The following is a 14,275-nucleotide window of genomic DNA, read 5'->3' on the forward strand; positions in this document are numbered from 1 at the left end:
TACCTAGTACCTAGTACCTAGTACCTAGTACCTAGTACCTAGTACCTATTTGTTACGGTTTTCTTTACTAAACGCACGAATTTTACGCTTTTGCGATAGTGTTATTTTATTAACACGTCCGGCAAATGGGTTATCACCTTCTCTAAATTCGATTTTGATAGGTGTGCCCATAATTTTCAGTGCTTTACGGTAGTAGTTCATTAGGTAGCGTTTATAGCTATCAGGTAAATCATGAACTTGGTTACCATGAATAACGATACGTGGTGGGTTATAACCACCGGCATGCGCATATTTAAGCTTAACACGGCGACCACGAACAAGTGGTGGCTGATGATCCGCTTGTGCCATGTCCATAATACGACGTAACATTGCGGTGCTTATACGCTTAGTAGCTGACTCGTAAGCTTCATCTACCGACTCAAATAAATGACCTACGCCAGTACCGTGTAATGCCGATATAAAGTGCAGGCGGGCAAAGTCGATAAAGCCTAAGCGACGATCTAGTTCTGATTTAATACGATCTTTAACATAATCGTCTAAGCCATCCCATTTGTTCACCGCAATAACCAGTGAACGGCCAGAGTTAAGTGCAAAACCTAATAAGCTTAAATCTTGATCAGAAATACCCGCACGAGCATCAACGACTAATAACACTACGTTACAGTCTTCAATTGCTTGTAGGGTTTTAATCACTGAGAACTTTTCAACCACGTCGCTTACTTTTTTACGCTTACGCACACCAGCTGTGTCGATTAAAATATATTCTTTGTCGTTACGGGTCATCGGAATATAAATAGAATCGCGGGTTGTGCCTGGCATATCGTAAACAATTACACGTTCTTCCCCGAGTATACGGTTGGTAAGTGTTGACTTGCCTACGTTAGGACGACCAATAATGGCTAGCTTTACAGGTTTGTCTGCAAATGCTTGATGAGAGTCATCTTCACTGTCTTCTTGGTATAAATCGATAAGCTCTTCATCATCGTTACTTACATCTTCATCAAGCGCCGCTAATTCAGCAATTAAAGGCTGTAGCGTTTGTTCAAGTAATAACGTAATACCACGGCCATGTGATGCAGCAATATGATGAATTTCTCCCAGCGATAATTGATAGAACTCAGCGCAGTTTGAATCGGCGTCAATACCGTCGGTTTTGTTAGCAACCACAAAGCATTTTTTCTCTTGCTTGCGCAAGTGATTAGCAATGGCTTGGTCAGCTACTGTCATACCTACACGGGCATCAACTAAAAACAGTACTATATCGGCTTCTTCAATGGCGAGCAGAGACTGATCAGCCATTTCGATTTCAATGCCTTCTTCAGAACCATCAATACCGCCCGTGTCTACCACGATAAATTCATAGCCATCGTAATTTGCTTGGCCATATTTTCTATCACGAGTTAAACCTGGAAAATCGGCTACGAGCGCGTCACGAGTACGTGTTAAACGGTTAAATAATGTGGATTTGCCCACATTGGGTCGCCCCACTAGAGCGATCACGGGAAGCATAAACTACCTCTTTAAAAAACAACAAAAGGCTTCGCGTTGCGAAGCCTTACAAAAAATAATTAACTATTAGTGGGTTATACTAATAATCATAAGTTAGTTTGGTATTTGTACCGCACTAACTTCCCCATCTCGGGTATATAAAATCAGTTTATCGTTGGCAACAACAGGCTCAACAAAAAAGCCTGAACTGTCAAAGTCTTCACGAGATACTAGCTCGCCAGTGACTTTATTTAGCCAATGTAGGTTACCTTCTTGATCCCCTAACGCTAAATATTCACCTGCAACTGCAGGGCCTGTTAAATACCAACCACGTAGAGCGGGTTGGCTCCAACGTTCAATACCTGAATCTTTATCCAATGCGTAAATAACACCGTTGCTATCTACTACATAAATACTTTGTGCATCCATGGCAATATCTCGGTAACTGCTGTATTCACGTTTCCATACAATATTACCAGAACGAATATCAACTGCCGCTAGGTTACCATTATAAGCAATAGCATAAGCGTATGGGCCGCTAATAAGTGGTTGTGTGTCTACATCAACTAGACGCTCAAACTCTGAAGCACCTTTAGCAACTGCAATTTCGGCACTCCATGCAGAGTAACCACTGTCTGAAATTAATACGCTTAATTTGCCGGTTTCTAGGCCAACTAATACACCACCATTTGCAACAGTAGGCGCGCTTTGTCCACGTAAGGTTAGCGCAGGTACTTCTTGCTCAAAGCGCCAGCGTTCTTCACCCGTATCAGGATGAAGGGCTAATAACTTACCCGAAGCTAAATTTACAAATACCAAACCGTCACCGGCAGCTGGTTTTGAAAGTGCTTCACCGGGTACGTTTTTACGCCAAACTTCTTCACCAGTTTCACGATCTAGAGCAATAACATAGCCATGCTCCGAACCTAAATATATTTTACCATAAGCTTGTAATATTCCGCCCGATAATTTTGCACTATCGTTATCGGCCCATGGCCAAAACGATACATCTTGGCGCACATCGCTTTTCCATAGCGTATCGCCATTTTCTAGCTTAAGTGCTTTTACTTGGCCTTCGCGGTTAGCAACGTATACGGTATCTTTATATACAGCAGGTGATAAGCGTGAAAAATAATGCTCTACACCATTACCAATTGATTCTTGCCATACAATATTAGTTTCGAACTGGTTGGCTATTTCAGGCAGAACCAGTTCTTCTTCGTCATCACTTGACGAGCAACCCATTAAAGTTGCCATGCAAAGCGCAAGCGTTGCGATTGTTATTTTTTTCATAGCTAAAACCTTATGCCGCTGGGCTTGTTACTGCTAGGTCATCTAACTTAATTTGTAATAGTGGATTACTGGTTAGTCCACCGGCATCAACCGCTGCTTGATATGCTGCGCGAGCTTGTTTTTTGTCGCCTTGCTTAGTGTAAATATCACCCTTAAGCTCTGCAACATTGGCAGAAAATGCGTCAGGTAATGATGCATTTAACGACGTTAGCGCTTCATCATACTGCTGCTGGGCAATTTGAACGCGAGCTAGGCGTGTAATAGCAATGGCTTTTAATTCATCGTTTTTTACGTTAGACACTATCCAGCTTAGCTTTTCGCTTGCAGCGTCTAGGTCATTTGCTTCTACAGCATCTTTAGCCGCTACAAATGCAGCTAACGTTGCGTAGTTGGTATCTTTATTTTCGCTAATAAACGTATCAGCTGACGATAATACACTTTCGCCTGAAACCAATGTTGTGTAAGCGTCTGATGCTTGCTCAGCTGTGGTAATTTGGTTTTGGTTATACGCTTTCCAGCCATATAAACCACCTAAACCTACAATTACACCTAGTGCAAGAGAAAGGCCGTTTTCACGGAAAAAGCGCTTTATGGCTTCGGCTTGTTGTTCTTCTGTTGAATAAATATCCATTTTTACCTCTGTGATAGCTTTGGCATTAATATGCTTTTATTAAAATATTAGCTATTAATAAGCTCTGCTAATAGCGCTTTAGCTTGTTCTAATTCTAATGTGACTTGTTCTTTACGCTCGCGTAAATACTTAATGGTCACAACGCCTTGTTCTAATTCATCTTCACCGATAATAACGGCAACGAGTGCATCGCTTTTATCAGCACGTTTTAATTGTTTTTTAAAGTTGCCGCCGCCAGCATGCACCATAACGCGTAAGTTTGGCACATCGCGTCGAAGCGTCGCTGCAATAATAGGTGCTTGAATACTGGCTTTGTCGCCCATTGATGCTAAATATACATCAGCATTACGACGAATATCACCTACACACTCAAGTGCTTGTAGCAGTAGCACTAAGCGCTCAAGGCCCATTGCAAAACCTACTGCAGGGGTCGCTTTTCCACCAAGTTGCTCAACTAAGCCATCGTAACGGCCACCGGCACACACAGTACCTTGCGCGCCTAAGCTGTCGGTGATCCATTCAAACACAGTGCGGTTGTAATAATCTAAACCACGTACCAGTTTTTCGTTAATCGTGTATTTGACGCCGGCTGCGTCTAAACGTTCACATAAATTTGCAAAATGTTCTTTTGATTCAGTGTCTAAATGCTCAGATAGCTTAGGTGCATTAATTAAAATTGCTTGCACGTCAGGGTTTTTGCTATCAAGTACACGTAGCGGGTTTGAATACATGCGACGTTTTGAATCTTCGTCTAGTACATCAAGGTGTTGCTCAAGATAGGCAACCAGTGCATCACGGTAATTGGCACGTGCTTCGTTTGAACCTAACGAGTTAAGCTCTAAACGTACATGTTCGCTAATCCCAAACGATTCCCATAATTGCGCTGTAAGTAAAATAACTTCTGCATCTATGTCGGCACTCGCAATACCAAAGGTTTCTAAACCAAATTGGTGAAACTGGCGATAGCGGCCTTTTTGCGGACGTTCATGGCGAAACATTGGGCCCATATACCAAAGGCGTTGCTCTTGGTTATACAGTAAGCCATTTTCGTTTCCTGCGCGTACACACACAGCGGTGCCTTCTGGGCGAAGCGTAAGTAAGTCGCCATTACGATCGGCAAAGGTGTACATTTCTTTTTCTACTATATCGGTTACTTCACCAATAGAGCGTTTAAATAGGTCGGTTGATTCTACAATTGGAAAACGAATTTCTTGATAACCGAACGACGCAACGGTTTCGCGTAAAATATTTTCTACTTTTTGCCAAACTTGAGTATCGCCTGGTAGGCAATCGTTCATACCGCGAACTGCTTGAATTTGTTTTGCCACTGCTAAATCCTAAAAACTGTTGTTGTACAATGCTTGACTGCGACAACATAAAACTAAAAAAATTGACCCGATATTATAACCCTAATTTACACGTAAATGCGAGCTTAGAGGCGCGCTATTGCTAAGTTACCCAGCGATAGCACAATTTAAATAAAGGCCAAACTAACTAATTAAAGGTGTTACTCAACGATTTTAATATCGATAGGTGTTTGGTTTTGTTTTTTTGCAATAAAATCGCGCACGTAGCCTTCAAGTTGTTCAACAATATTATTGTTATCTATGCGGGCTTTTTGGCGTTCGCCATTAATATATAATCCTGAGCGACGACTAGCGCCGGCTAAACCAATATCACTTACCAATGCTTCGCCAGGGCCGTTTACTACACAGCCAATCACTGAGACCGAAACCGGTTCAATAATATCCTCTAAGCGCTCTTCTAATTGGTTCATGGTGCTAACTACATCAAACTCTTGGCGAGAGCAGCTAGGGCAAGCAATAAAGTTAATACCGCGAGAACGAATACGCAGTGATTTTAAAATATCAAAACCAACTTTAATTTCTTGCACCGGATCGGCTGCCAACGAAACACGTAGCGTATCGCCAATTCCTTCGGCAAGTAACATGCCTAAACCGACTGCAGATTTAACTGAGCCTGAGCGCATGCCACCGGCTTCGGTGATACCTAAATGCAGAGGTTGGTCTATTTCTTTTGCTAGCAAGCGATAAGCACCTACAGCTAAAAACACGTCAGACGCTTTTACTGATATTTTAAATTGATCAAAGTCTAAACGGCGCAATATATTTACATGGCGCATTGCCGACTCTAATAATGCCTCGGGCGAAGGCTCGCCGTATTTTTCTTGTAAATCGCGCTCTAATGAGCCGCCATTTACACCAATACGAATAGGAATGTTGTGCTCGCGAGCCGCATCTACCACAGCCCTAATTCGCTCTTCGCTGCCAATATTACCTGGGTTAATACGCAGACAATCTACGCCATATTTTGCCACTTTTAAGGCAATTCGGTAATCAAAGTGAATATCGGCTACTAACGGTATAGTTACCTGCTCTTTAATGCTTTTGAATGCTTCGGCGGCGTCCATAGTTGGTACAGATACGCGCACAATATCGGCGCCGGCATCTTGTATTGCCTGAATCTGTGCTACGGTTGCATCCACATCCATAGTGTCGGTGTTAGTCATTGACTGCACGGCAATGGGTGCGCCATCACCTATAGGTACATTACCAACATTAATACGGGTTGATTTTCTGCGTTTAATTGGGGATTCTGAAAACATAGCGGCTACTCTGCTAGTGGTAATTTAAATTTAGCTAAACGATTTTTTGGAAAAGCTGATAGATCAACAGTTTCACCGTTTAGAGTAATATTAACTGCATCATGCTTACCCAGCACAACCGAAAAAGGAGCTATGCCTGTTAAGGTCATTTCATAGCCTGCTTTTTTTACTCCAAACGCAATTTTTTCACCTTCGGCATCATAAATTTCTACCCAGCTCTCATCATTAAAAAGCATAACGATAGTACTACTATTGTTTGCTTCATTAGGGGCTGTAGTAGTGGTGTTAATTGTACTATTACCGCTAGGTAGCGCACTTAATTGCTCACTTTGCGGTAATGCTACATTATTTATTTCCTGAACTTGCTGCTGTGATGCGCCAATATTACTTTGCGCAGCCTGTTCTTGTTGCTCACTCATTATCGAGTTTTCAACATTAATATTACTTGTTTGTTCTTCAATTGGCATAGAATTTTGCCACCACCATAAGGCAGAGGAGCCAATTACAATGGCTAAAATAATATAGCTGGCAATCATTAAACGACTGTCGTTAGCTTCTTTTTCAGTACGACGCGAAAAACTCTGCATATCAACGGGTTTTTCAGGCGTTGTAGGTGCAGGTAGCATAGCCAAAATAGGTGTATGATCAATTTTTAGCTCTCGGCAATAATTTTTTATATACCCTTTTACAAAGGTTGTAGGGCCAAGTAACTGATATTCATCATTTTCCATGCGTTGTACTTGTAACACAGTCAGTTTTAAATGTGTTGCCATAGTAGCAAGGCTAATGTCAGCGTTTTCTCTGTGTGTTTTTAATATTTGCCCAAGAGAAGGTTGTTCGCTTTGGGGCTGAGTAATTTCTTCATTCATAATAGGTATGAGTCTGGATCCACTAGTAAAAGATTGTGCCCTGGTGTTAGTGCTATATCAGGACTTAATTTATTCCATCGCATTAATTCATCAATTAATACCTGCCGCTGGGTAGCTATTTCAAAAAGGGTATCACCAGCTTTAATTTCATAATAAATATTAGGATCGTTAAGGTAAATTTTACTGCCATTCATTACCCGATCTGACTCTTTTAATCCATTCCAGAGTAGGAGCTTTTGTAGTTTAACATTGTATCGTACCGAAATGCTAAATAGGTTTTCACCAAACTCTATAATATGAAACGGTACTGTAAGTGGCGCAACCTTAGGATTGAGCATAGGTAGCTTATTGTCGTTACTTGTTGGCGCATTTCTCAGCTCTATGGTGTCAAGTTCGTTGCTGTTATTGCTAGTAAATACATCTGCATTTTTAGTGGCCTTATAAAAAACCACCTGACCATTATTACTAGGTTGAGCACTCGTTTGGCTGAAAGTAGTGTTAGTTGTATTTGCTTTATTAGCGCTGTTATTAGCAGATTGAGGAGCGCCAAAAGAAATTATTTTAACGTTATTATTAGCTGCTACCTGTGCTGCAGGCAAGGTGCTTGGTGGTGTCTCAGGCTGCGTACTTAAAGGGCTAACAATAGCTTGCTTGCTGCTTTGGTTTGTTATTAGTTTTGCGTTTATCGCAGCGTTCACCTGGCTTGTTGGCGCGACAGTTTTGCTTGACGGCTGAGCTGGTTTAACTTCGGCTATTACTGCAGCTGGGGCTGTTACTGTTGCAACGGGCGTTTTATTAGCACTAATTAAGCTTGTTGAGTCATTTTGTGATGGACGCTTTTTACGAATTATTTTTATTTTAGGCTGTGAACTTAATTGCGCTTCGCTACCATCTTGTTTTAATTCATTGAGCTGCGCTTGACGATATTTTTCGCGCAAGACTTCAAATTCGGTTTGTTTTATTTGGCTATCTCTAATCGCAAAAGCCTGATCACTACTTGGGTAAGTTTGTAGGATAGTTGCAGCAATTTTCTCTGCTTCTTCAATTTTACCCATGCGCTGTTTAATTAAATAACTAAGTAATAAAGCACGCGCTGATATTTGCGCGGTATCGTCGTAACGCTTTAACAGTGCACTTGCTTTGTATAAATCGCTTTTAGCGTAATATAAAGCCGCTAAACTAATTAGCGTTGAAGCGCGCTGAGAACTGTGATTTATTGCTTGCTGAAAATAAGTTTCGGCGTTATCAAAGTCGTCAAATTCTATAGCGCACAACGCTAAGTTTTCGTAGCTTTGGGCAACACGGATATAGCTGGGTATTGCGATTGCTTTTAAAAACTGATCAGTAGCACGGTCGTATTCATCTATACCACATAAAAATACCCCATAGTTATTTAAGGTATTAGGATCGTCAGGTTTAATAGCAAGTGCTTTTTGATAGGCTAAATCGGCAAGTTTATTTTCACCAACTTGTTGATAGTAATACGCTAAAGAGTAGTGGACTTCGGGTAGGTTTGGCGCATATTCGCTGGCACGTTCAAGGTTATATTTTGCTTGAGAGTTATTACCCGTATTTAAATATTGTAAAGCAAGGGCAATGCGAGTTCGAGCTGCGCCTGCGCTATTAATTTTATTTTCGACAACGGGTTTATCACTGCCGTTATAACTATTTTCTGTAACGCAACCGCCTAAGGCGAGCGTAGATATAGTTAAAACTAGTAAAGGTCGCATTACCTTGTCTCTTTATTTTTTGTCCATAGCGCCTATCTTACCTAAAAGCATCTATGTTGCATCAATTATTTAAAAATAAACGACTTAAAAGCAATCAGTCTTGATATGGGGTATTAATTAAGACTGATTGCTATTTAGAGATGAGACTATGCTTGGTGAATATTAACGGCAATCGCGTTATCGTCACGCATTTTCTTTTTAGCCAAGCGTTTTGTTCTATCAACAACATCGCCAGCTAATTGACCACAGGCTGCATCAATATCATCACCGCGAGGGCGGCGCACAATACAGGTAATGCCGGCTGCTTGTAAAACCTTAGAAAAACGGTCAATACGACTATTACTCGAACGCGTATATTCGTTACCCGGAAATGGGTTAAACGGAATAAGGTTTACCTTACAAGGAGTACCTTTAAGCGTTTGTACCAATGCGTGCGCTTGGTCGGTGCTGTCGTTAATACCATTGAGCATAACGTATTCAACGGTTACGTCTTTATTTGCTTTAGAGCCATCGATATAACGACGACACGCCGCTAAAAACTCTTCAATAGGGTATTTTTTATTAACGGGCACTAAAATATCGCGCAGTGCGTTATCAGGAGCATGCAATGAAATAGCCAGTGCTACGTCAATTTTTTCTTTTAGTAAATCCAGAGCCGGTACCACGCCTGAAGTACTTAATGTAACGCGGCGCTTAGATAAACCAAAACCCCAATCGTCCAACATCAGTTCCATCGCGGGGACTACGTTTTTAACGTTAAGGAGTGGCTCACCCATGCCCATCATTACCACGTTTGTTACCGGGCGTTTTTCGCTGTGACCATCAAGGCCAATATCTTTAGCTACACGCCAAACCTGGCCAATAATTTCAGATACTTTTAAGTTACGGTTAAAGCCTTGTTGCGCTGTAGAGCAAAAAGTACATTCAAGCGCACAACCAACTTGCGATGATACACATAACGTAGCGCGTTCTTTTTCAGGGATCCAAACAGCTTCTACTTCTTGGCCGCCTTCAAGCACTAATGCGTATTTGATCGTGCCATCTTTAGCTTGTTGACGCACTGATATTTCTGGGGCAACAATTTCGCATTCAGCTTTAAGTTTTTCTTTAAGCTTTTTGTTTACGTTGCTCATATCGTCGAAGTTGTCTACGCCAAAATGATAAATCCATTTCATCACCTGGTCACTACGAAACGGCTTTTCACCGAACGATGCAAATAGCTCGCGCATCCCTTCTCGGTTTAAATCTAATAAGTTAATCTTTTTTTGCTCGGTCATGAAACAACCTCAATCGGTGACGGTGGAGATAAAAATTTACGAGGACGAATTGTACACAATTCACTCAGCTTAATCATTAAGTAAAACATTATAAGTTTACTGATTAATACCTTACATAATGACTAAAAAAGGGCCCGAAAGCCCTTTTCAATATGTTAACGAGTTCGAATTAACGAGTACGTGAACAAAGCTCTTCGTCAGCGAAGAAGTACGCGATTTCGCGAGCAGCAGATTCAACAGCGTCAGAGCCGTGAACAGCATTTTCGTCGATGCTGTCAGCGTAGTCTGCACGTAAAGTGCCTGCTAGTGCGTCTGCAGGGTTAGTAGCACCCATGATTTCACGATTTTTAAGAACAGCGTTTTCGCCTTCAAGAACGGTAACCATTACTGGACCAGATGTCATGAAAGATACTAAAGCACCGAAGAAAGGACGTTCGCTGTGTTCAGCGTAGAAGCCTTCAGCTTTCTCTTGTGAAAGGTGAACCATTTTAGCTGCAACGATTTTAAGGCCAGCAGTTTCGAAACGGTTGTAGATAGCGCCGATGTGGTTTTTAGCAACTGCATCAGGTTTTACGATTGAGAAAGTACGTTCTAAAGCCATCTTAATGCTCCAATAATTTTAAGTGAAAGTGTGAATATTAACGGGCGCGAATTATACGCGTTTTAACGTAAAAATACTAATTATTATTAATAACCAATTTGATTGTTATTTTGTGATCTCGATCAAATACAAATAATTTGCTGCATTTATACTGCCGCGCTCTACACTTATTGTATTTGTTAATTATTCATGCAACTGGCTTGTAACCAGTTTTATGTATGGAGCGCTCATGCCATCAACTACTGTTAACTCTTCAAAAAATACACCGCCGTTTGCGTTTACCCCTGAACTATTATCGCCCGCGGGCAGCTTAAAAAACATGCGCTATGCCTTTGCTTATGGTGCCGATGCAGTATATGCAGGGCAGCCACGCTATAGCTTACGAGTGCGTAATAATGAGTTTGATCTTGAAACATTAAAAATAGGCATAGATGAAGCGCATGCACTGAATAAAAAGTTTTATGTGGTATCTAATATTGCGCCGCATAACGCTAAAGTTAACTCGTATTTACGCGACATTGAGCCGGTTATTGCTATGCAGCCCGATGCGCTGATCATGTCTGATCCGGGGTTAATTATGCTAGTGCGAGAAAAATGGCCGACTATGCCTATTCATCTATCGGTACAAGCGAATGCGGTAAATTACGCGAGTGTACAATTTTGGGCAAAACAGGGGATTGAGCGAGTTATTTTATCGCGCGAACTGTCGCTAGAAGAAATTGCCGAAATACGCAGGCTTTGCCCAAATACCGAGCTGGAAATATTTGTCCATGGTGCCTTGTGTATGGCGTACTCTGGACGCTGTTTATTGTCGGGTTACATAAACAAACGCGATCCAAATCAAGGTACATGCACTAATGCTTGTCGTTGGGATTACGATGTAAAACCGGGCGTTGAAAACGAAACGGGTGAAATGGTACATAAGTTCGATCCTAAAAGTATAATACCTACGCTTGGTGAAGGCGCTCCTAGTAGCGAAATAGTCATGTTAGAGGAGCAAGGTCGCCCCGGTGAATATATGCCTGCTTATGAAGATGAGCATGGTACTTATATTATGAACTCAAAAGATTTACGAGCAGTACAATATGTAGAGCAACTTACCCAAATGGGTATACATAGCTTAAAAATAGAAGGGCGCACCAAGTCTTTTTATTATGTAGCACGCACCGCGCAGGTTTATCGCAAAGCAATTGATGACGCAGTAGCTGGTCGCCCGTTTGATACCAACTTATTTAAAACCTTAGAAAATTTAGCCCACAGAGGCTACACCGAAGGCTTTTTAAAGCGCCATGCGCACCAAGACTATCAAAATTATGAATACGGCCATTCGGTATCAACTAAACAACAGTTTGTTGGCGAAGTGCTGGGTAGAGATGCTAACGGCTTAGTTGATATTGATGTAAAAAATAAGTTTTGTGTTGGCCATTCATTAGAGTTAATGACCCCACTAGGTAATATTAGCTTTGTACTTGAGCAGATGGAAAATAAAAAGGGTGAAAGTATTAGCGATGCTAAAGGTTCCGGCCATATTGTTAAAATAGCGCTGCCTCAAGCACTAGATTTAGCGTACGCTATTTTAATGCGTAATCTTGATGAGCATCAAGATACTCGCAATCCGTTTAAGCAAGCCGTTTAGTAATTACAGCAATACTTTAAGCGACTTTTATAGCGTTATGGTACTGAGGCTGAGTTATTAAAAAATACCTTGCAGCGCTTTAGCTAAAGTGTTGCAAGGTATAGTCTATTAGTAACCTCACACGATGAGGGATTTGTTTTCTGTCGCGATAAAGCATAGAAAAAGGCTGCCCTTCACTTTGCCAATCAGGAAGAATACGCTCAAGCGTTCCTGACTCTATTAATGGCAATGCAATATAATCAGGTATATAACTAATGCCAACACCCGATTCTACGGCATGTTTCATCATTTGAATTTCATCAACTTCAAGCCTAATGTGTTTTTTTGGCTCAACGTTATACACTTCATTAGTCAGTTTATTTTTTAATTGCCACGGGGCTAATCCAAAGCAAATAACTTTGGGTTGTTCTTCTAATTGCTCAGGGTGGGTAATTAAATGAGTGGTTTGGTTAGGGCGGCCACATATTATATTATGGGTGAGTTTCAACTCTCTAATAACCCAATTATCAATAGCAGGGTTTCTTACTCTAAAAGCAATATCAATGCCTTTTTTTTCGATATCAATTAAGTCATTTGAAAAACGTAAATCTAACTGTATTTCTGGATACAGCAGTAAAAAATCACAAAAAATAGCGCTTAAAAAATGCTTGCCCATGTAAATTGGCGCAGAAATTCTAATTTTACCTTTTGGTTGCTGCTTCTCATCAGATAACGCTTGCTCTATGGCGTCTACTTCCTCAAACAGTTTGCAGTAGCGAGCGTAATATAGCTCCCCTGTATGAGTTAATGTAACGCGATGAGCGTCTCGATTAAGTAAGGTTAACTGTAGAGTTTGCTCCAATAAACGTATTCTGCGGCTTAAGGTTGATAATGATAGATTTAGACTTTCGGATGCTTTTTTAAAGCTACCTAATTTCACTATAGTGCAAAAATAACGTAAATCATCAAGAGAGTAATTAGGCATTATTAAAACCGCTTATCATTTCAAAACTTAATTATTGTTGAAGTTATGTTTAATCATAACAGCGGCGCTGTTAAATATCATTAGATGTTAAAAGTAGTGATTTAAAATTGGCCGCCCCCCCCGTGATTAGGGCGAAGCGATATCGCTGGCTAGTTCGCATTATGATATCTTGAGACAAAATGGCTTTGTTAAACAAGTATGCCTAGCTTTTATTTTCTCACTAGCAATTGTTTGCTTATGTTTGTAGCGATAAATTGAGACTTAAACTTAAGGGTATTATGAATTTTTGTGATGATATTTTTGTGATGATATTTTTGAAGCTGTATTAGCTTTAGATGAGTCTACTAGCAACGTAGCTGATAGTGATTATAACCTCAACTTAAAAGAGGTTAATTTGGCTCACTACCTCAGTATTTCAAACAACGAAAAGCTAGTTTTATTAGAAAAGCTTGGCCTTTTTGATTTAGTAAAATTAGACAATAAAATTGCATTATTAAAACATGATACTCAAAGAGTCCACTTAAACGTTGTAACAAATACAAAAGTAACTAAAAGTTAGGGCATAAAAGTTACAAATTGCATTATGACGCGCTTTGATTCGGTATATACCCCAAGGGATATTGCTGATCATGTAATGTTCAAACACATACTCGCGAGCACAGAGGTGTTAATTACAGATTTCCATAAAGGAGGTAGTGATGGACGCTTTTCGAGTTCAAGAATTAACACCGCATTCGAATTAGGGCACTTTGTTTATTTTTTAGATTTTGAAAAGCCTGAAGTTTTGCATGCTACTGACGCAGAACATTTCAATGCCCTTGCCCGTTCTATGGAAATTAAAGGATCAGATATCAAAAAACTTAGAGTGATAAGAGCTAATAAATAGTGTTTAAATGGGAGCACAGCTTCAACTTCTAATTTAATAACAAGTACGCATTGGATTATAATCTCCAAAATGCATTAAACATTGCGCATAGGAATAAAACTATGCACTTGTTTTACATCGGTTTTAGGTGCTACTTCGAAGTTAAAGAACACCTAAAAATGAATTATTGAAAATTATAGATAAAGAAGTAAAACTAAATTATTTTAAGCATGTAATTTATTTTTTATCCCATCGTTCTAGATCGAAAGGCAAATTCGTAAAATATAATTTAATT

At 40.3% G+C, this 14,275-nt stretch carries 12 protein-coding genes; 2 read left to right on the forward strand and 10 right to left on the reverse strand.

All coding sequences use genetic code 11. From position 1 onward, the window contains the following. Positions 1 to 45: 45 nt before the first annotated feature. The 9 genes from der to ndk all read right to left on the reverse strand — a co-directional run bounded on the left by der (position 46) and on the right by ndk (position 10,515). Positions 46 to 1,509: a ribosome biogenesis GTPase Der gene (der, locus tag H5058_RS12680; RefSeq protein WP_011329772.1), complete on the reverse strand. Its 1,464-nt coding sequence runs from the start codon at positions 1,507 to 1,509 to the stop codon at positions 46 to 48. Between the two features lie 93 nt (positions 1,510 to 1,602). Continuing rightward, a complete protein-coding gene (gene bamB, locus H5058_RS12685; protein WP_011329773.1) occupies positions 1,603 to 2,781 on the reverse strand; it encodes an outer membrane protein assembly factor BamB in 1,179 nt (392 codons plus the stop codon). Positions 2,782 to 2,791: 10 nt separating this feature from the next. Beyond that, on the reverse strand, positions 2,792 to 3,412 hold the full coding sequence (locus H5058_RS12690) for a tetratricopeptide repeat protein (RefSeq protein ID WP_011329774.1): 621 nt from the start codon (positions 3,410 to 3,412) through the stop codon (positions 2,792 to 2,794). Between the two features lie 47 nt (positions 3,413 to 3,459). Continuing rightward, entirely contained in the window at positions 3,460 to 4,740 is a 1,281-nt protein-coding gene (hisS, locus tag H5058_RS12695; RefSeq protein WP_011329775.1) for a histidine--tRNA ligase, read from the reverse strand. A gap of 179 nt (positions 4,741 to 4,919) precedes the next feature. Next, entirely contained in the window at positions 4,920 to 6,038 is a 1,119-nt protein-coding gene (gene ispG, locus H5058_RS12700) for a flavodoxin-dependent (E)-4-hydroxy-3-methylbut-2-enyl-diphosphate synthase (RefSeq protein ID WP_086998188.1), read from the reverse strand. Between the two features lie 5 nt (positions 6,039 to 6,043). Further along, positions 6,044 to 6,907 carry a RodZ domain-containing protein gene (locus H5058_RS12705; RefSeq protein WP_011329777.1) on the reverse strand — a complete coding sequence of 288 codons (864 nt, stop codon included), beginning with the start codon at positions 6,905 to 6,907 and terminating at the stop codon, positions 6,044 to 6,046. Then, the gene (gene pilW, locus H5058_RS12710; protein ID WP_182678487.1) at positions 6,904 to 8,637 is read right to left on the reverse strand and encodes a type IV pilus biogenesis/stability protein PilW; all 1,734 of its coding nucleotides are present in this window, start codon (positions 8,635 to 8,637) and stop codon (positions 6,904 to 6,906) included. The genes H5058_RS12705 and pilW overlap by 4 nt, the downstream gene beginning before the upstream one ends. A gap of 146 nt (positions 8,638 to 8,783) precedes the next feature. Beyond that, positions 8,784 to 9,914: a bifunctional tRNA (adenosine(37)-C2)-methyltransferase TrmG/ribosomal RNA large subunit methyltransferase RlmN gene (locus H5058_RS12715; protein ID WP_011329779.1), complete on the reverse strand. Its 1,131-nt coding sequence runs from the start codon at positions 9,912 to 9,914 to the stop codon at positions 8,784 to 8,786. A 169-nt stretch (positions 9,915 to 10,083) separates the two neighbouring features. Further along, positions 10,084 to 10,515 (reverse strand): nucleoside-diphosphate kinase, encoded by a 432-nt coding sequence (gene ndk, locus H5058_RS12720; protein WP_011329780.1) that lies wholly within the window; start codon positions 10,513 to 10,515, stop codon positions 10,084 to 10,086. A 229-nt stretch (positions 10,516 to 10,744) separates the two neighbouring features. Here ndk and yegQ point away from each other — a divergent pair, with 229 nt between their 5' ends. Next, positions 10,745 to 12,151, forward strand: a complete 1,407-nt coding sequence (yegQ, locus tag H5058_RS12725) for a tRNA 5-hydroxyuridine modification protein YegQ (RefSeq protein WP_089369096.1) — start codon at positions 10,745 to 10,747, stop codon at positions 12,149 to 12,151. A gap of 79 nt (positions 12,152 to 12,230) precedes the next feature. Here yegQ and H5058_RS12730 read toward each other — a convergent pair whose 3' ends face one another. Next, complete coding sequence (locus tag H5058_RS12730) at positions 12,231 to 13,115, reverse strand: LysR family transcriptional regulator (RefSeq protein WP_011329784.1); 885 nt, start codon at positions 13,113 to 13,115, stop codon at positions 12,231 to 12,233. A 583-nt stretch (positions 13,116 to 13,698) separates the two neighbouring features. Between H5058_RS12730 and H5058_RS12735 the strand changes: the two genes are divergently transcribed. After that, positions 13,699 to 14,001 carry a hypothetical protein gene (locus H5058_RS12735; RefSeq protein ID WP_089369098.1) on the forward strand — a complete coding sequence of 101 codons (303 nt, stop codon included), beginning with the start codon at positions 13,699 to 13,701 and terminating at the stop codon, positions 13,999 to 14,001. The last annotated feature ends 274 nt before the right edge of the window (positions 14,002 to 14,275 follow it).

This window comes from Pseudoalteromonas sp. SR45-4 (genome assembly GCF_014163535.1).
Taxonomy (GTDB): domain Bacteria; phylum Pseudomonadota; class Gammaproteobacteria; order Enterobacterales; family Alteromonadaceae; genus Pseudoalteromonas; species Pseudoalteromonas nigrifaciens.